The 16,505-nt window shown below is 33.7% G+C and carries 21 protein-coding genes; 13 read left to right on the top strand and 8 right to left on the bottom strand.

What is annotated here, in order from left to right; translation table 11 throughout:
- Positions 1-53 precede the first annotated feature (53 nt).
- A complete protein-coding gene (locus LPB248_RS12425) occupies positions 54-461 on the top strand; it encodes a hypothetical protein (protein ID WP_177211724.1) in 408 nt (135 codons plus the stop codon).
- Between the two features lie 132 nt (positions 462-593).
- Here the strand turns inward: LPB248_RS12425 and LPB248_RS12430 are convergent, their stop codons facing one another.
- The 3 genes from LPB248_RS12430 to LPB248_RS12440 form a co-directional block, all read right to left on the bottom strand.
- Complete coding sequence (locus LPB248_RS12430; RefSeq protein WP_177211725.1) at positions 594-1,589, bottom strand: NAD(P)H-dependent glycerol-3-phosphate dehydrogenase; 996 nt, start codon at positions 1,587-1,589, stop codon at positions 594-596.
- A gap of 318 nt (positions 1,590-1,907) precedes the next feature.
- On the bottom strand, positions 1,908-3,065 hold the full coding sequence (locus LPB248_RS12435) for an iron-containing alcohol dehydrogenase (protein ID WP_177211726.1): 1,158 nt from the start codon (positions 3,063-3,065) through the stop codon (positions 1,908-1,910).
- A 179-nt stretch (positions 3,066-3,244) separates the two neighbouring features.
- Positions 3,245-4,006: a type 1 glutamine amidotransferase domain-containing protein gene (locus LPB248_RS12440; RefSeq protein WP_177211727.1), complete on the bottom strand. Its 762-nt coding sequence runs from the start codon at positions 4,004-4,006 to the stop codon at positions 3,245-3,247.
- Between the two features lie 86 nt (positions 4,007-4,092).
- On the opposite strand from LPB248_RS12440, the gene LPB248_RS12445 reads away from it, so the two are divergent.
- From LPB248_RS12445 to LPB248_RS12495, 11 genes are all read left to right on the top strand, one after another.
- A complete protein-coding gene (locus LPB248_RS12445; RefSeq protein ID WP_177211728.1) occupies positions 4,093-4,998 on the top strand; it encodes a LysR family transcriptional regulator in 906 nt (301 codons plus the stop codon).
- A 67-nt stretch (positions 4,999-5,065) separates the two neighbouring features.
- Positions 5,066-5,422, top strand: coding sequence for a PKD domain-containing protein (locus LPB248_RS12450; protein ID WP_177211729.1), 357 nt, complete (start codon positions 5,066-5,068; stop codon positions 5,420-5,422).
- A 107-nt stretch (positions 5,423-5,529) separates the two neighbouring features.
- Positions 5,530-6,222 (top strand): NUDIX hydrolase, encoded by a 693-nt coding sequence (locus LPB248_RS12455; protein WP_177211730.1) that lies wholly within the window; start codon positions 5,530-5,532, stop codon positions 6,220-6,222.
- 73 nt (positions 6,223-6,295) lie between these two features.
- Positions 6,296-7,129, top strand: a complete 834-nt coding sequence (prs, locus tag LPB248_RS12460) for a ribose-phosphate diphosphokinase (RefSeq protein WP_177211731.1) — start codon at positions 6,296-6,298, stop codon at positions 7,127-7,129.
- A gap of 143 nt (positions 7,130-7,272) precedes the next feature.
- On the top strand, positions 7,273-7,800 hold the full coding sequence (locus LPB248_RS12465; RefSeq protein ID WP_177211732.1) for an NADAR family protein: 528 nt from the start codon (positions 7,273-7,275) through the stop codon (positions 7,798-7,800).
- Positions 7,801-7,847: 47 nt separating this feature from the next.
- Positions 7,848-8,396, top strand: a complete 549-nt coding sequence (locus LPB248_RS12470; protein WP_177211733.1) for an RNA 2'-phosphotransferase — start codon at positions 7,848-7,850, stop codon at positions 8,394-8,396.
- A 19-nt stretch (positions 8,397-8,415) separates the two neighbouring features.
- The gene (locus LPB248_RS12475) at positions 8,416-9,255 is read left to right on the top strand and encodes an ADP-ribosylglycohydrolase family protein (protein WP_177211734.1); all 840 of its coding nucleotides are present in this window, start codon (positions 8,416-8,418) and stop codon (positions 9,253-9,255) included.
- Positions 9,256-9,294: 39 nt separating this feature from the next.
- Entirely contained in the window at positions 9,295-9,852 is a 558-nt protein-coding gene (locus LPB248_RS12480; RefSeq protein ID WP_177211735.1) for a 2OG-Fe(II) oxygenase, read from the top strand.
- Positions 9,853-9,855: 3 nt separating this feature from the next.
- On the top strand, positions 9,856-10,587 hold the full coding sequence (locus LPB248_RS12485) for a metallophosphoesterase family protein (RefSeq protein ID WP_177211736.1): 732 nt from the start codon (positions 9,856-9,858) through the stop codon (positions 10,585-10,587).
- Between the two features lie 2 nt (positions 10,588-10,589).
- Complete coding sequence (locus LPB248_RS12490) at positions 10,590-11,051, top strand: nucleoside 2-deoxyribosyltransferase domain-containing protein (protein WP_177211737.1); 462 nt, start codon at positions 10,590-10,592, stop codon at positions 11,049-11,051.
- Positions 11,048-12,517 (top strand): nicotinate phosphoribosyltransferase, encoded by a 1,470-nt coding sequence (locus LPB248_RS12495; RefSeq protein ID WP_177211738.1) that lies wholly within the window; start codon positions 11,048-11,050, stop codon positions 12,515-12,517. The genes LPB248_RS12490 and LPB248_RS12495 overlap by 4 nt, the downstream gene beginning before the upstream one ends.
- Before the next feature lie 222 nt (positions 12,518-12,739).
- Here the strand turns inward: LPB248_RS12495 and nadD are convergent, their stop codons facing one another.
- The 4 genes from nadD to LPB248_RS12515 form a co-directional block, all read right to left on the bottom strand.
- Positions 12,740-13,321: a nicotinate (nicotinamide) nucleotide adenylyltransferase gene (nadD, locus tag LPB248_RS12500; protein ID WP_111425237.1), complete on the bottom strand. Its 582-nt coding sequence runs from the start codon at positions 13,319-13,321 to the stop codon at positions 12,740-12,742.
- A gap of 108 nt (positions 13,322-13,429) precedes the next feature.
- Positions 13,430-14,002 (bottom strand): guanylate kinase, encoded by a 573-nt coding sequence (gmk, locus tag LPB248_RS12505; protein ID WP_177211739.1) that lies wholly within the window; start codon positions 14,000-14,002, stop codon positions 13,430-13,432.
- Between the two features lie 94 nt (positions 14,003-14,096).
- Positions 14,097-14,957: a YicC/YloC family endoribonuclease gene (locus LPB248_RS12510; RefSeq protein ID WP_111425235.1), complete on the bottom strand. Its 861-nt coding sequence runs from the start codon at positions 14,955-14,957 to the stop codon at positions 14,097-14,099.
- Positions 14,958-15,061: 104 nt separating this feature from the next.
- Positions 15,062-15,409, bottom strand: coding sequence for an arsenate reductase family protein (locus LPB248_RS12515; RefSeq protein WP_177211740.1), 348 nt, complete (start codon positions 15,407-15,409; stop codon positions 15,062-15,064).
- Between the two features lie 80 nt (positions 15,410-15,489).
- Here LPB248_RS12515 and LPB248_RS12520 point away from each other — a divergent pair, with 80 nt between their 5' ends.
- Positions 15,490-15,945, top strand: coding sequence for a DinB family protein (locus LPB248_RS12520; protein WP_177211741.1), 456 nt, complete (start codon positions 15,490-15,492; stop codon positions 15,943-15,945).
- A 31-nt stretch (positions 15,946-15,976) separates the two neighbouring features.
- On the opposite strand, the gene LPB248_RS12525 is transcribed toward LPB248_RS12520, so the two are convergent.
- Positions 15,977-16,465, bottom strand: coding sequence for a septal ring lytic transglycosylase RlpA family protein (locus LPB248_RS12525; RefSeq protein WP_177211742.1), 489 nt, complete (start codon positions 16,463-16,465; stop codon positions 15,977-15,979).
- Positions 16,466-16,505: the final 40 nt, after the last annotated feature.

Below are 16,505 nucleotides of genomic sequence, written 5' to 3' on the forward strand. Positions count from 1 at the left end.
ACAAACCTTTGTTGAAGCTTTAGGCTTTGACAAAGGTTTTTAAAATTTAATAGATGAAAAAAGATATAATAATTCCAGAAGTAGAAAACGTATTTCTTGCAGCGGTGCAGGAATGGAGCGACGATTTTATGGAAAAAGTATGGTACGCTTACTTAGTTAACGACAGTGATTTTAATTTAGATAGCGTTATGGTAGTTTCAAAAGCATTTGGAACTATTGAAGGTGAAATGAAAAAAACGTCAATTCTGCGTCATGCTTTTGTTGAGGTTCCTTCGGTTTCTGTTGTGAAGATAGAATTGGTCGAAAAAAGCCTTTTAGCGCTTAATAACGAGTTCATGGTGACTTTCTTTATCGGAAATACTTTATACGATAAGAAGTTTATTTTTAAGGCTAATTCGCTTGATGAAAACAAAACGGAAGAAGTGCCGATTTTGTTTGTTGAAGGGGTTATGGTGAAGTAGTTTACAGTCTCGGTATTCAGTCGCAGTTTACCGTGAAAAGTAAACAAATGAAAAAATAAAAAAGTCAGGAATAATTTTAAATTATATTCCTGACTTTTTTATTGATTACGACTGTAAACTGCAACTGAATACTTAATCCAAAGACTCAGTCAATTTCTTGAAAACCGTTTTGGCATCTTTTCCTTCATATAAAACGGCATAAACAGCGTCTATAATTGGTGTTTTTGCTCCGTAGCCTTGATTTAGTTTATAAGCACTTTTTGTTGCGTAATAACCTTCGGCAACCATGCTCATTTCCATCATGGCACTTTTTACAGTATATCCTTTTCCAATCATGTTTCCGAACATTCTATTTCTAGAGAAAACAGAATATCCTGTCACCAATAAATCGCCCAAATAAGCCGAATCGTTGATGTTACGTTTCATTTTATGTACTTTTCTGATGAATTTCTTCATTTCGCGAATCGCATTACTCATTAAAACTGACTGGAAGTTGTCGCCATATCCTAAACCGTGAGCAATTCCGGCAGCAATAGAGTAAATGTTTTTTAGCATTGCAGCATATTCAGTTCCGATAATGTCGTCTGAAATTTTGGCTTTGATATAATTTCCAGAAAGTGATTTTGCTACCATTTTAGCTTTATCAGGATCACCGCACGCAATTGTTAGGTAAGAAAGTCTTTCTAACGCCACTTCTTCAGCGTGACAAGGACCTGTTATAACTCCAATATTGTAATATGGAATATCATATTGAATGTGGAAATGTTCGCCAACAATTAAACTCGTTTCAGGAACAATTCCTTTAATAGCAGAAAAAATAATTTTATCGGCTAGAGAAACCGTCATATTTTTTAATTCGGCATCTAAGAAAGCTGATGGAATTGCAAAAATGATATAATCTGCATATTCTATTGCTTCGTTTACATTGCTTGTCAGTTTAAGTTTGTTGGTGTCAAATTCAACAGAACTTAAATAATTAGGATTGTGTTTATATTTCTGAAGATGTTCAATTGCAGATTCATTACGCATATACCACGCAATTTCCGAAAGATTCACACATAGCATTTTGGCAATTGCCGTTGCCCAACTTCCTCCTCCAATTACTGCAAACTTTAACTTTTCGCTCATTATTTTATTAATTTGAAACAAAAGTACTTAATAATGTGCTAATAAAGCAAAATCTGCTTTAAGAAATTTGGCAAACCTCTTTAATTGCAATGACTTTCAAGAAGTTTAAGACTAAAATATTTTTTTAATTGACGAACAATAAAAAGCATTTCGCATGCGTTATAACAATTTATAAATTAGAATTTTAATGAATTTAGAAAAAATTGAGTTAGTTAGTTTTGTTTTAGTATTTTGAAAAGGCGTTCCTAAACTTGTTAAGAACGCCTTTTTTATTTTTCAGTTATATTCAAAACTGCAAACCGTTATTGAATACTGTGACTAATACGAAAGCTCCACAATAGATCTTACCTTATCTAAAGTTATCAGTTGGTTTTCGCCAAGACCTTTCCAGCCTCTTTCGTCGAAACGATTTACTATAAAATCGGCTGTTTTAGAATAGTCATTTGTGTATTGCGAAAGTTTGGTATCCATTCCCATTGTATGGAAAAACTCCACTGTTTTGTTGATGGCTTCTTTTGCTACTTCTTCGTCAGAACCTGTTAAGTTGAAGATTCTTCTTCCGTATTGTGCTAGTTTTGCTTTTTTAGTTTCAAACATTACATGGTACAAACTTGGACCAATTATCGCCAAAGTTCTAGCGTGGTCTATTTCGTAAAGAGCTGTTAATTCGTGACCAATCATGTGTGTTGCCCAATCGCTTGGAACACCTTTCTGAATTAATCCGTTTAAAGCCATTGTACAGCTCCACATAAAATTAGAAGCCAAAGTATAATCGGTTGGGTTTTTTACCACTCCAGGACCAACTTCGATTAAGGTTTGCAAAATTCCTTCGGCAATTCTATCCTGAAGAAAAGCATCAGTTGGATACGTTAAATATTGTTCCATTACGTGCGTGTAGGCATCTACAACTCCGTTTTCGATCTGTCTTTTCGGTAAAGAAGAAATTACAGTCGGATCACAGATAGAAAATTGTGGAAATAAAGCACTTCCGCCAGAAGATAATTTTTCCTGTGTAGCTTCAATTGTTACCACGTATCCAGAATTCATTTCGCTTCCTGTTGCTGGAAGCGTTAAAACGGTTCCAAAAGGCATTGCATTTTCTTTAATTAAAATACGTTTCTGTAAAATGTCAATCGGATTTCCTTCAAAGTGAACAGCTCCTGAAATAAATTTCACACCGTCAATTACAGATCCTCCACCAACAGCCAAAATAAAGTCGATTTTTTCTGCTTTAATCACATCAACCGCTTTCATTAAAGTTTCAAATCTTGGGTTTGGTTCAATTCCGCCAAATTCCACAATTTCAAAACCTTTAAGATTGTTGATTACTTGATCGTAAATTCCGTTTTTAAAAATACTTCCACCGCCATAAGCCAAAAGAACTTTTGCCCCTTTTGGTACTAAAGTAGAAAGTTTTTCAATTTGTCCTTTCCCGAAAACCAAGTTTGTCGGATTGTATAATTCAAAGTTTAGCATTTTTTTTAAGGTTCTAAGATGCTAAGGTTCTGAGGTTCTAAGTTTTTTTCTTTGAACTTATCTGCAACCTAGCAATTGTTATTTGTTTAATTTTTTTAATAGTAATGAAATAAGAGATTAAGTTTTTAAGCAACTAAGAAAAATCTTAGAACCTTAGCATCTCAGTCCCTTAGTCCTTTTTATTTCAACTCTTGTAATAATTTTGCAGCTACCAATTTAGACGAAGCTGGGTTTTGGCCAGTAATCAAAAGTCCATCAGCAACAGCATAAGGCTGCCAGTTTTCTCCTTTAGAAAAAATTGCTCCGTTTGATGCCAAAGCATCTTCCAATAAAAACGGAACTACTTTAGTTAAACCAACTGCTTCTTCTTCGGCATTTGTAAATCCGGTAACTTTTTTACCTTTTACTAAATATTGGCCGTCTACTTTTACATTTTTCAGAACAGCAGGAGCGTGACAAACAAAAGCTACTGGTTTATTGTGAGTATAAAAAGATTCAATTAAAGCTATAGAGTTTCTATCTTCGACCAAATCCCAAAGCGGACCATGACCTCCTGGATAAAAAACAGCATCGTAATCTTTCTGGTTTACTGTCGAAAGTTTTAAAGTATTTTTTAGCTTTTCCTGTAAAACTTTATCAGCGTCAAAACGTTTTGTGTCTTCAGTTGCCGATGCCGGATCAGCACTTTTTGGATCAATTGGCGGCTGGCCTCCAAGTGGAGAAGCAATGGTAATATCAACTCCTTGATCTAATAATTCATAATAAGGTGCAGCAAATTCTTCTGACCAGAATCCTGTTTTTTCTCCTGTGTTGCCCAGCTTATCATTACTGGTTACAACAAATAATACTTTTTTCATCCCTTTTTTATTTGATTTTTGAGCTTCAGCAGATGTGCTTAAAGCTGTAAATGCAACTATTGCGAGTAATGCTATTTTCTTCATAAATATTAAATTTTGAACAAATTTACGTCGAAAGTGATATCAGTAAAAATAAAATAAACTATGTTTGTTATAAATAAAATTATATCATGGTAAATCTAGAATGGTACAGAACATTTAAAGCGGTTTATAAAAATGGTAATTTTTCGATCGCTGCAAAAGAGTTGTTTATGAGTCAGCCTGCCGTAAGTCAGCAGATTTCAATGCTTGAAGCGCACGTTGGAAATAAATTATTCAATCGGAAGTCAAAAGGGGTAGAGCCAACCGAATACGCTAAGTTACTGAATAATTTGATAATAGATGCGCTCGATCGTCTGGAAAGTGTCGAAACTGGTTTTCGTGCAAAGGCAGAAGATGCTACTCGGTTAATTTCTGTTGGAGTTTCAAAACATCTTTTTGACTGCATTGGAAATCTTTTAATTTCGAAGTTTGATTTAATCGATTTTACTTTTGCAGAAAATGATGAACTTTTTGCTTTAGTGGATGCTAAAAAATTAGATTTTGCTATTACCACAAAAAGATTTGACACTTTTGATACTACTTACGAAATCGTAGGGAAGATTAAATTGATTCTGGTTGCTCCAACCTCTTTGGACATAACGGAATTCCGCCAGAAGTTGAAAGCAGATAATTATAATGAAATAGAGCAATGGCTTAATGCTCAAAAATGGTACAGTCATGATGCTCGAATTCCGCATATAAAACTATTCTGGCTGCACGCTTTTAATAAAAAAAGACCGTCGATGATTCCGAATTACATTATTCCATCAGAATCTGAAATGCTTAGGCTTTTAGCTAAAAATGAAGGAATTGCAGCAACTTGGAATTGTAATGCAAGACATTATATTAAAGAAAATAAACTGCAGTTAGTTTGGAACAGTTTTCATGTTCCCGAAGAATTTGTGTATTTGTTGGCTCCAAAAAATAATAACATAAAATCAATTTTTGATATCATTGAGAAAGAACTGAAATTATTTTTCGGAAATAGATTATGATTTCAATCATTTGTTCACGTAGTATAAAAGAGTAATTTTGATAAAGAAACCACTAAAATTTTCAAAAATGAAAAAGATTGCAACAATGTTAATCCTAATTGCAACTGTACTTATAAGTAATTCGTGCAGTAAACATGACGACGAAGTGATAGTAGATTGTTTGGCAGAATCGATTTTTGTTAAATTACACAATTCAACCGATGCGACTAATCCGAAGTTAATGAACTACTCGGTTGAGTATACAGGAACAGGAACTTTGGTTGGAGTAAAATGGACATTTGGTGACGGATCTACAGGAACTGGCACTGCAGTAACACATACTTACGCAGCGGCTGGCACATATGAAGCCAAAGCTGAAGTTACCGTTAAAAAAGATGGCGCGGAATGTACTTCTGTTCCCAAAAGAACTGTTACGGTAAACTAGGAAAAATTAGAAGGTATTAATGAGAGTCAATTTTATAATTTAAGCTTTTGTATTAAATTATAAAGTTGGCTCTCATTCGTTATATTTGTTTGATAGGATTGAGGATTATGGAAAAATTACAAAATATTAGAATTGCTGTAGATGCGATTGTTTTTGGATATAAAAATAATGGACTATACGCACTTTTGATTGAGCAGAAATTTGGCTCAGCAGATAAATATTGGGCATTGCCAGGAGGTTTAGTTCAGAATGATGAATCTTTGAGTGATGCTGTTATTCGAGAATTGCATGAAGAAACCAATGTACAATTGACTTTTATGGAACAATTGTACACCTTTGGAGATGACATTCATAGAGATTCCAGAAACCGTGTGATTTCGGTTGCTTATTATGCTTTGGTAGACGCTTCAAACTTAGAGATTAAAGCGGACACTGATGCCGAACGAGTGCAATGGTTTAAAATTGATGAAATTCCGCCTTTGGCATTTGACCATAATTTGATTTTAGAAAAAGGCATTGAAAGATTAAAGGCAAAACTCACTTATGAACCAATAGGTTTCGATTTACTTCCAGAAGAATTCTTGTTCTCAGATCTTGAAAACCTTTATTGCACGATTTTAGAAAAAGAAATAGATCGCAGAAACTTCAGAAAAAAAATACTCAGCTATGGTATTTTAGAAGAAACAGAAAAATTTTCACCAATTAAAACGGGTCGTCCGGCAAAGCTTTTTAAGTTTAATAAATTGAAATATAATGAGTTAATTAATAAAGGCTTTCACTTCGAAATAAAGTTTGCGTAATTTTTACACAAAATAAATTGTTTATTTAAAATTTAATTCTACATTTGCGTATAATTAACGCAAACTAAAAACTATGATACTAAATCTCGACCCAAAATTCGCTCCATTTCAAAATCAGGAAGAAATCAAATTTCAAAGTTTTACATTTTCTGGTGGAGAACCACACATTAAAATTGCTCCAGATTTTGATGTAAATAGAAAAGTAACCATTACACATCGATTAAATTCATTCAACGATTTGGGTTTGTTATGCGTTACAGTTGATGCTTTACGCAGAATGGATGTTAAAATCATAGATCTTTTTATTCCGTACTTTCCAGCCGCAAGACAAGATCGTGTTATGATTCCTGGCGAACCGTTATCTGTAAAAGTATATGCTGATATTATAAACGGAATGCAACTGAACAAAGTTTTTGTTTTTGATGCGCACTCTGAGGTTACTCCGGCTTTGTTGAATAATAGTACAGTGATTCCGAACTATACTTTCATCAAAGAAGTGTTGAATAGAATTGGTCAAAACGTAAAATTAATTTCTCCAGACGGTGGCGCTTTAAAAAAGATTTACAAAGTTTCTGAGTTTTTAGGCGGAGTTGAAGTGGTAGAATGCAGTAAAAGCCGCGATGTAAAAACAGGAAAATTATCTGGATTTAAAGTTTACGAGGATGATTTAAACGGAATGGATTGTTTAATTGTGGATGATATCTGCGATGGAGGAGGAACTTTCGTAGGATTAGCAGAAGAACTAAAAAAGAAAAATGCCGGAAAATTATACTTAGCGGTAAGCCACGGAATTTTTAATAAAGGTTTTGAAGTTTTAAACTGCTTCGACGGAATTTTTACCACAAATTCTTTTAAAGATTTTGAAGGAGAAAGTGTTCAGGTAATTGGATTGGATCAATTAGTTTAAATGTTTCAAGTTTCAGTTTTCAAGTTCTCTATGTAACGTAAACCTGAAACGAAAAAAAGCTGCTAACCGTTTCAAGTTAAAAACAGTTTTTAAGTTCAGTGAAAAACCTGAAACTTTAAACTTGAAATAAAAACACTAACAAAATGAAATACAATATAGACAATATAGCTCCAGAAAGTAAATTTTTATTTTTCTGGGGACATCAGCCAAGTAAAGACGGAACGGTTACTAAAACCTGTTTCAGCCAGTGGTGGTTAAGTTCTTTCGAAGTTAATGGTGTGACTTACAAAACAGCCGAACATTGGATGATGGCAAAAAAGGCTGAATTATTTAATGATCAGGAAATTTTAGAAAAGATTATAAAATGCAATTCGCCTGCTGAAGCTAAAAAATTAGGACGTAAAGTAAGAAACTACGATGATAAAATCTGGTTAGAAAACCGATTTGAAATCGTAAAAGAAGGGAACTATCATAAGTTCAGCCAAAATCTCGATTTGAAAACCTTTCTGTTAAGCACAAACGATAGAGTCATTGTAGAAGCAAGTCCTGTTGATCCAATTTGGGGAATCGGAATGGCAAGTGATCATACAGAGGCGCTAAATCCTGAGAAGTGGAAAGGTTTAAATCTTTTAGGTTTTGCTTTAATGGAAGCTCGGGATGAATTAAAATAATTAGAAATTAAAAAAATAATATGTTCCATCGGAACATTTCATCGGTAATGAATGAAAATATAGCAAAGAGCGTCAGCAAATTTTTGAGTTTGGTGCTCAGACATTCGCCAGAAAAAATCGGATTAAAGTTAGACGAAAACGGTTGGGCAGATGTCAATGAATTAATAGAAAAATGCACTAAAAAAGGGAATCGTCTCGATGCCGAACTTTTAGATTACGTAGTAGAAAATAACGATAAAAAGCGTTTCGCTTATAACGAAGATAAAACTAGAATCCGTGCAAGTCAGGGACATTCGATTTCGGTGGAATTGAATTTAGCAGAAACAGAACCTCTAGAATATCTGTATCACGGAACTGTTGGAAAATTCATGGAGAGTATTCAGAAAGAAGGCTTAAAAAAAATGAGCCGTCAGCATGTACATCTTTCCAAAGACAAAGAAACCGCAACAAAAGTAGGAAGCAGAAGAGGAATTCCGCAAATTTTAACTGTTAGAAGTGGTGCCATGTACAGAGACGGATTTAAATTTTATTTGTCTGAAAACAATGTTTGGTTGACAGATGAAGTTCCTTCAAAGTATATCGAGTTTAAATCTTAAATAATCAAAAACAACAATTATGATTTTAGAAGCAGCAATAGGCGATGCATACGGTGCGGGTTTTGAGTTTAGAGATTTAGATTTTATTTCTAAAAACAACAATCTGACTCAGTATGATAAACACGGAATGTATACAGAGATTTATAAAAAATATACTGATGATACTCAAATGGCAATTGCGATTTCAGAATTGCTTTTAGAAGATGATAATTGGAACGAGATTAAAGTTGCAGATAAGTTTGTTGAGGTATTTCATAGAGATAAAAGACGCGGTTATTCAGACCGTGTTTACAATGCTTTAGATGCCAGTAAAAACGGTTCCGATTTTATCAAAATAATCGATAATGGAAGTAGCGGAAATGGTTCTGCCATGAGAGCATATTCAATTGGACATTTAAAAGATATCAAACAAATACTTGAGTTTTGTGAGATTCAGGCGAAAACTTCTCATAATACTGTTGAAGGAATTAGCTGTGCAAAACGCATTGCGTTGGCAGTTCATTATTTTAAGTATAATCTTGGTGATGGATCTACTTTGATAGATTTCTTGAACGAGACTTTAAAAGAGAATGAAAACTACAGAATTACTTCTCCAATTGATATGCATGGATATCCAACCACACAAGCTGTGATTAAAATGGTTTCTGAAGCTGTTTCTATGAATGATTGTCTAAAAACAGGAATTGGTTATGGTGGAGATACTGATACCGTTGCAGCATTGTCTATGGCAATTTTAAGTCAGAAACAGAATTGTGAGAAGACATTGCCTTTGTTTCTTTATGAAGAATTAGAGAATGATAAATTCGGAAAAGATTTTCTGATTCAATTGGATACTGCACTGAACGACAAGTTTAGATAATCTTGAAAAAACTTTTTAGTAATTATAAATGTATTTGTTATGCTAAACATCATTAATGAAGGATTGGAAATTTATACAATTGATAATTTTCTCACAGTAGAGGAATGTAATAAATTGATTGAGCAAAGTGAACAAATAGGCTTTGAAGAAGCGGGAGTAAATGTAGATGGTGCACAAAAAATGATGAAAATGGTACGAAATAATGAACGTATTATGTATGAAGATCATGAATATGCTTCTTTATTATGGCAAAAATTACAGCATTATGTTAAGCCCGAAATAGAAAATAGTAAAGCTTCAGGATTAAACGAAATGTTCCGATTTTATAAATATAATCCAAGTCAGCGTTTTAAAATGCACCGCGATGGGAGTTTTAAACGAAATGAATCTGAATTTAGTTTTTATACATTTATGATTTATTTGAATGAGGGATATGAAGGAGGAGAAACCAAATTTGCTTCGGGGGAAATTATTACGCCGAAAACAGGAACAGCACTTATTTTTGAACATAGCCAACGTCATGAAGGAGCACCTTTGATTTCGGGAATTAAGTATGTTTTAAGAAGTGATGTTATGTATAAACTTAATGACGTGTAATTAATGAAAAGAACGTTAGTTTTTGGAGACATTCACGGCGGATTAAAAGCATTAATTCAGTTATTGGAAAGAACTGAATATTCAGAAAAGGACCGATTTGTTTTTCTCGGAGATTATGTTGACGGCTGGAGCGAATCTAAACAACTGATCGATTTTCTTATTGATTTATCTCAAAAACAGGAATGTATTTTTATAAAAGGAAATCATGATGCCTGGTGTCAGGAATGGTTACAGAATAATATTATAAACGACATTTGGTTTTTGCACGGAGGAAAATCGACTATAGAAAGTTATAAGGGAATTGATTCTTCAGATAAAGAAAAGCATCTCGAATTCTTCAACGGAATGAAAGATTACTTTGTAGACGAAAACAATAATTTGTTTATTCATGCTGGATTTTCATCTATGCATGGTCCAGAAAAAGAACATTACAAAACTAATTATTCCTGGGATAGAACACTTTGGGAAATGGCTTTAACGATGGATGAAAGAATCCAAAAAGATTCACTTTCATATCCAAAACGATTGTTGCTTTTTAATGAAATTTATATCGGTCACACACCAACATTGCATTATGATGTTGAAATCCCAATGCAAGGCTGCAATGTTTGGAATATTGATACAGGAGCAGGTTTTTATGGAAAATTAAGTTGTATAGATATTCAAACAAAAGAATTTTGGCAGAGTGATGCTGTGCAGACATTTTATCCAAATGAAAAAGGAAGAAATAAATAGTCATGAAGAAAATTTATAAAGCGCCAGAAGCAATTCCCTTGCAAATTGATTTAAAAACCATTTTCTTAGCAGGTTCTATAGAGATGGATAAAGCAGTTGATTGGCAGAAAAAATGCGAAGAGTTACTGCAAGATCAATTTGTTGTTTTTAATCCAAGAAGAAATGAATGGGATAGCAGCTGGTCACAAACCATAGAAAATGTTCATTTTAAGGAACAGGTAAGTTGGGAACTTGAGGCACTTGAAAAAGCAGATACTATTATTATGTATTTTGCAGAAAATACAATGTCGCCAATATCGTTGCTAGAGTTTGGGCTTTATGCGCAATCGAATAAAATGAAAGTAGTTGTCGAAGAGAATTTCTGGCGAAAAGGCAATATTGATATTGTTTGCGAAAGATATTCGGTACAACAATTTAAAACATTAGATGAGTTGATTCAAAATTTATTAAATAAAAATATATGAACCCACTATTATTAACCGACGGTTACAAAGTTGACCACAGAAGACAATATCCAGACGGAACAACATTAGTATATTCTAACTGGACTCCTCGTAAATCTAGATTAGAAGAAGTTGATGAAGTTGTGTTCTTCGGATTACAGTATTTCATCAAAAAATATATTATTCATGACTTTGAAGAGTATTTCTTTAAGAAATCAAAAGAAGAAGTTGTTGCAAAATACGCTCGAAGAATCAATAATTATTTAGGCGAAAACCAAGTTGGTACAAAACATATCGAAGATTTGCATGATTTAGGATACATTCCGATGGTTTTTAAAGCTTTGCCAGAAGGAGCAAGCGTTCCTTTGAGAGTGCCAATGTTTACGATGTATAATACCATTCCAGAGTTTTTCTGGCTGACCAATTATTTCGAAACGTTGCTTTCTGCTGTAATTTGGCTTCCTTGCAACTCAGCAACAATTGCAAAAGAGTATAGAAAAGTTTTAGATAAATATGCAGATCAGACTTCATCTGTTCCGGAATTTGTAGATTGGCAAGCGCACGATTTCTCAATGAGAGGAATGGGCGGAATTGAAGCGGCTTTAACTTCTGCATCAGGACACTTATTGAGCTTCACAGGTTCTGATACTATTCCAGCAATAGATTTCTTAGAAGAATATTACAAAGCCAACTCAGATCAGGAATTGGTTGCAGGTTCAGTGGCAGCAACGGAACACTCTGTTATGTGTATGGGAACTACGGAAGGCGAGTACGAAACTTTTAAAAGATTAATTACAGAAGTTTACCAAAAAGGAATTGTTTCTATCGTTTCTGATACTTGGGATTTATGGAAGGTTTTAACGGATTATCTTCCAAGATTAAGAGAAGATATCGTTTCAAGAGAAGGAAAGGTCGTAATTCGTCCTGATAGTGGTGATCCAGTTGATATTATCTGTGGAAATCCAAACGGAAAAACAGAACAAGAGAAAAAAGGTGTTATCGAATTGCTTTGGGATGTTTTTGGTGGAACAACAAATGCGAAAGGATTCAAAGAATTGGTTCCGCAAATTGGTGCTATTTATGGAGACAGTATTACGGTAGCAAGAGCGACTCAAATCTGCGAAAGACTAAAAGAAAAAGGATTTGCTTCAACGAATGTTGTTTTAGGAATCGGATCTTTTACTTATCAATATAATACCAGAGATACTTTCGGATTTGCAATGAAAGCAACTTATGGAGAAGTAAACGGAGAGGGAAGAGCGATTTTCAAAGATCCGATTACAGACGACGGAACGAAAAAATCGGCTAAAGGATTAATGAAAATTGATTTAATTGATGGCAAGTATCATTTAACTGATAATGTTTCTTGGGAAGAAGAAAAACAAGGCGAATTGAAAGAAGTTTTCAGAGATGGAAAACTTTTGATAGATCAATCGCTGAGTGAAATCAGAACGAGAGTAAAAAATGAAGTAAGTATCGAAGCTTAATTATAAAACGAAAGCCTGAATGTAAGTTCAGGCTTTTTTTGTGATTTGAGTTTTTTACGTTCTGTTTGTTATTTCGACGAAGGAGAAATCTTCGCAAGTATTTCCACTTAGAGAATCGCCAATCTTTGTCGAGTTTCGAGTGTGATTTCTCCCTCGTCGAAATGACAAAATTGTGTGAAATAAAAAAAAACTCCAGTTAAAACTGGAGGTAATTCAAATTCATTATTTTTTATAAAAATTATTATGATCAATATATTCCCAAACCTTTGGAGGCAATAAAGGCTGGATATTTTTACCTTCTTTAATGCTGTTTCGAATAAAAGTTGAAGAGATTTCTACAATTGGCGCATCAATTACATGAATTTTGGGATGCGATTTTAATTCGACATTTTCAGGTTCGTCAGAAATACGCGGATACACATAAATATCATGATTCTCAAGAATTACTTCATAGTTTCTCCATTTATGAAGCGTTTTCAGATTGTCTTCGCCCATAATCAACGAAAATTCATGAGTGGGATATTTTTCTTTAAGATGAGCAAGTGTAATTATGGTATAACTCGGCTGAGGCAGCTTAAACTCGATATCAGATGGTTTTATCTTTGTGTAATCTTCTGTTGCCAGATAAACCATTTGCAGACGCTGCTGATCGTCTAATAATGTCGATTTCTTTTTTAACGGATTATGAGGTGTAACAACCATCCAAATCTGATCTAAATCTGCAAACTCTGCCATATGATTGGCAATGATCAAATGACCAACATGTATAGGGTTATATGTTCCGAAGTAAAGACCTATTTTCATTTTTTATAGTTTCACCGAGAGTCGCTAAGATAGCACAAAGATTCGCAAAGTTTAAAAAACCTTTTGCGAATCTCTGTGTTTGTCTTCGTGAATCTTTGCGTAATAAAATTACTTATTTATGAACTCTTTTACTAATTGATAAGCCTCTTCTTTAGCTGTATCTAAATCGTAGTTTTTAATAATAGTGTCAAATTGAGGTGCAGTTGCCAATTCAACCGAAGCTTTTGCAATACGCATATTGATTTTATCATCGCTTTCTGTAGAACGCTGTTTTAATCTGCGCTTTAGTTCGTCAACACTTGGTGGTTTTACGAAAACGGCTAAAGTTTGTTCTGGAAATTTATGTTTAATACGTAATCCTCCAGCGACATCAATATCAAAAATCACGTTTTTTCCCATAGCCCAGATTCTTTCGATTTCTGATTTTAAAGTGCCATAGAAATTATCACGGTAAACTTCTTCCCATTCTAGGAATTCTTCTGCTTTGATATGTTTTTTGAATTGTTCTAGCGAAATGAAATAATAATCTTTTCCATGTTCTTCCTCTCCGCGTGGGTCGCGTGAAGCTGCTGAGATCGAAAATTCTAGATTTAAATCTTCTTTCCCAAGTAAATGCTTTACGATAGTTGTTTTTCCTGAGCCTGAGGGTGCCGAAAAAACAATTAATTTTCCTTTGTTCATTAGTTTATGCTTTAGGCTTTAAGCAATATGCTTTAAGCTTTAATATTTGTGCGGTATTTTGTTGCCTATAGCTTATTGCATAAGGCTTATAGCCTTATAAAACGTTTAAAACCTGCTCTTTAATTTTCTCCAATTCATCCTTCATCATCACGACCAATTTCTGCATTTGCGCGTGATTTGATTTAGAACCCATTGTATTGATTTCACGCCCCATTTCCTGAGTGATAAAACCAAGTTTTCTTCCGTTAGCTTCGGTTCCATTTAGGGTTTCTATAAAGTAATCTAAGTGATTGCCTAAACGGACTTTTTCTTCGGTAATATCTAATTTCTCTAAATAATAGATTAATTCTTGTTCAAAGCGGTTTTCATCAACATTAACCTGTAATTCTGAAATTGCAGTCTGAAGACGATCTTTAATAGCTTGTACGCGTTCTGGATCAAGAGCCAATGTGTCGTTCATGAATTGACGAATGTTTCCAATTCTTAAATTGAATTCTTTTTCAAGAGATTCTCCTTCGTCTTTACGGAAATTTAAAATATTCTGAAGTGCTTCATCAATGATAACTTGAATCTGCTCCCAGTCATTCTCGTCAATTTCTTCGCGTTCTGTTTTTAATGTGTCAGGCATACGTACGGCCATTTTCATTAATTCAGTTTCATCGGCATCTGGATTTACCTCTTTTAATTGTGCGATATAATTTTTTACAACAGGTACGTTTACTTTAGTTGAAGTTTGTTCTGCAGTACTTTCTACATAGATTGCAAAATCAATTTTTCCTCTTTCCAGTTTAGTCGAAATAAGAGTACGTAATCCAAGTTCCATCTCGCGATAAACCGATGGCATTCTTACATTTAAATCTAAACCTTTAGAATTTAGAGATTTTACTTCAACGGTAATTTTCTTTGTAGGCAATTGCAAAGAAGCTTTGCCAAACCCTGTCATAGATTGTATCATATAATTGAGTATAAAGGCGCAAAGATAAATAAAAGTTTGCTCTATTTGGTTGGAAATTAGTATTCAGTCAGAGTTTTCACTTTAACAAGAAAAAAAATAACCTTTTAGCTCAAAGCATTTATCACTTCGGCTACATTTTTTTGGCTGTTGCCGATGTAAATTTTGCCATCAATAATAAAAACAGGACGACTTAAAAAAGTATAATGCTCCAAAATGTATTTTTTAAAATCGGCTTCAGTCAAAGATTGATCTTTAAGTCCCATGGACTTGTATAGCTGAGCTTTTCTGCTAAATAACGCTTCGTAGCTTCCTGCAAGTTTATGCATTTGTTCCAATTGTTCTTCGGTAATCGGATCTTGTCTAATATCTTGAAAAACTAAATTATTTTCAGGTAAGCTTTTGATGATTTTTCTGCAGGTATCGCAAGACGCTAAGTAATATATTTTGTTCATTGTTTTATGAATTTGTTAGAATGCAAAGAAAATCCATTTGAAACGTAAAAATGAGTATTTTTAGAAAAAAAATTAAAATTATGAGTTCAGTTTTTGATGTACAAAAAACAATTAGAGAAATTCTTTTGAAACTCTTAGATAGTCATTCATTAGAGCAATTAAACAAAATTCCAGATGGTTTTAACAACAATATCATTTGGAATATAGGCCATTGTATTTCTTCGCAGCAGGTTTTGGTTTATAAATTATCGGGTCTTCCAACAATGGTTTCTGAAGATTTCGTTAACAAATATAAAAAAGGAACTAAACCAGAAGGAGATGTTTCTCAAGCTGAGGTTGACGAAATTAGAACATTGCTTTCAACAACATTAGAAAAAACGAAAAATGATTTTGAAAGCGGTTTATTTGTCAATTACCATGAATATACTACGAGTATAGGGTTCACGCTTCGTCATATTCAAGGAGCCTTAGATTTTAATAATTTTCATGAAGGACTTCATACTGGTGCTATAATGGCATTGAAAAAATTCGTTTAAATAAAAAAATCCCGCTTTAAGCGGGATTTTTTTATTCGATTATGGTTTCAATAGTGACCTTCATTGCGCCGGCACCTTTATTTTTTGATATATCCATAAAAGCTCTTTTAGATAGGTCAATTTCGCGTGTTTTTACAAAAGGACCACGGTCTGTAATTTTTACGATAACAAATTTGCCATTGGCTTCATTGGTTACTTTTACTCTAGTTCCAAAAGGAAGTTTTTTGTGAGCAGCAGTATAGCTGTTGTTGTTAAATCTGCTTCCGTTAGCGGTTCTTTTTCCATTAAAACGATCTGCATAGTAGGAGGCATGTGCGTTTTTCTTGTATGGTCTTAGTTTTAAACCTTTGTCTGTAAAAACAGAATCCGGCAATGGGATAATAACTGGTTTTATATTTTTAACAGTATCTTGAATGATTTTAGGTTCTGTTGTAGGTTTGGTTTGGCTTATCACATAGGTAAAGCCGCTAATTAACGTTAAAGCGATTGTGGCGAATAAAATGTTTTTTTTATTTCTCATGGGTTATTCTTTTTCAGACTTGGGGGGAGTTTGTACAAAT

Origin of the sequence: Flavobacterium sp. LPB0248, from assembly GCF_013388355.1 — a bacterium.
Classification (GTDB): Bacteria; Bacteroidota; Bacteroidia; order Flavobacteriales; family Flavobacteriaceae; genus Flavobacterium.

What these genes read in the sequence shown, in the direction of transcription:
- LPB248_RS12450 (WP_177211729.1), top strand. Translation starts at nt 5,066, where the DNA reads ATGAAAAAGATTGCAACAATGTTAATCCTAATTGCAACTGTACTTATA.
- LPB248_RS12470 (WP_177211733.1), top strand. Translation starts at nt 7,848, where the DNA reads ATGAATGAAAATATAGCAAAGAGCGTCAGCAAATTTTTGAGTTTGGTG.
- LPB248_RS12520 (WP_177211741.1), top strand. Translation starts at nt 15,490, where the DNA reads ATGAGTTCAGTTTTTGATGTACAAAAAACAATTAGAGAAATTCTTTTG.
- LPB248_RS12485 (WP_177211736.1), top strand. Translation starts at nt 9,856, where the DNA reads ATGAAAAGAACGTTAGTTTTTGGAGACATTCACGGCGGATTAAAAGCA.
- LPB248_RS12495 (WP_177211738.1), top strand. Translation starts at nt 11,048, where the DNA reads ATGAACCCACTATTATTAACCGACGGTTACAAAGTTGACCACAGAAGA.
- LPB248_RS12490 (WP_177211737.1), top strand. Translation starts at nt 10,590, where the DNA reads ATGAAGAAAATTTATAAAGCGCCAGAAGCAATTCCCTTGCAAATTGAT.
- LPB248_RS12435 (WP_177211726.1), bottom strand. Translation starts at nt 3,065, where the DNA reads ATGCTAAACTTTGAATTATACAATCCGACAAACTTGGTTTTCGGGAAA.
- LPB248_RS12510 (WP_111425235.1), bottom strand. Translation starts at nt 14,957, where the DNA reads ATGATACAATCTATGACAGGGTTTGGCAAAGCTTCTTTGCAATTGCCT.
- LPB248_RS12515 (WP_177211740.1), bottom strand. Translation starts at nt 15,409, where the DNA reads ATGAACAAAATATATTACTTAGCGTCTTGCGATACCTGCAGAAAAATC.
- prs (WP_177211731.1), top strand. Translation starts at nt 6,296, where the DNA reads ATGATACTAAATCTCGACCCAAAATTCGCTCCATTTCAAAATCAGGAA.
- LPB248_RS12440 (WP_177211727.1), bottom strand. Translation starts at nt 4,006, where the DNA reads ATGAAGAAAATAGCATTACTCGCAATAGTTGCATTTACAGCTTTAAGC.
- LPB248_RS12425 (WP_177211724.1), top strand. Translation starts at nt 54, where the DNA reads ATGAAAAAAGATATAATAATTCCAGAAGTAGAAAACGTATTTCTTGCA.
- LPB248_RS12430 (WP_177211725.1), bottom strand. Translation starts at nt 1,589, where the DNA reads ATGAGCGAAAAGTTAAAGTTTGCAGTAATTGGAGGAGGAAGTTGGGCA.
- LPB248_RS12475 (WP_177211734.1), top strand. Translation starts at nt 8,416, where the DNA reads ATGATTTTAGAAGCAGCAATAGGCGATGCATACGGTGCGGGTTTTGAG.
- nadD (WP_111425237.1), bottom strand. Translation starts at nt 13,321, where the DNA reads ATGAAAATAGGTCTTTACTTCGGAACATATAACCCTATACATGTTGGT.
- LPB248_RS12455 (WP_177211730.1), top strand. Translation starts at nt 5,530, where the DNA reads ATGGAAAAATTACAAAATATTAGAATTGCTGTAGATGCGATTGTTTTT.
- LPB248_RS12480 (WP_177211735.1), top strand. Translation starts at nt 9,295, where the DNA reads ATGCTAAACATCATTAATGAAGGATTGGAAATTTATACAATTGATAAT.
- gmk (WP_177211739.1), bottom strand. Translation starts at nt 14,002, where the DNA reads ATGAACAAAGGAAAATTAATTGTTTTTTCGGCACCCTCAGGCTCAGGA.
- LPB248_RS12465 (WP_177211732.1), top strand. Translation starts at nt 7,273, where the DNA reads ATGAAATACAATATAGACAATATAGCTCCAGAAAGTAAATTTTTATTT.
- LPB248_RS12445 (WP_177211728.1), top strand. Translation starts at nt 4,093, where the DNA reads ATGGTAAATCTAGAATGGTACAGAACATTTAAAGCGGTTTATAAAAAT.
- LPB248_RS12525 (WP_177211742.1), bottom strand. Translation starts at nt 16,465, where the DNA reads ATGAGAAATAAAAAAAACATTTTATTCGCCACAATCGCTTTAACGTTA.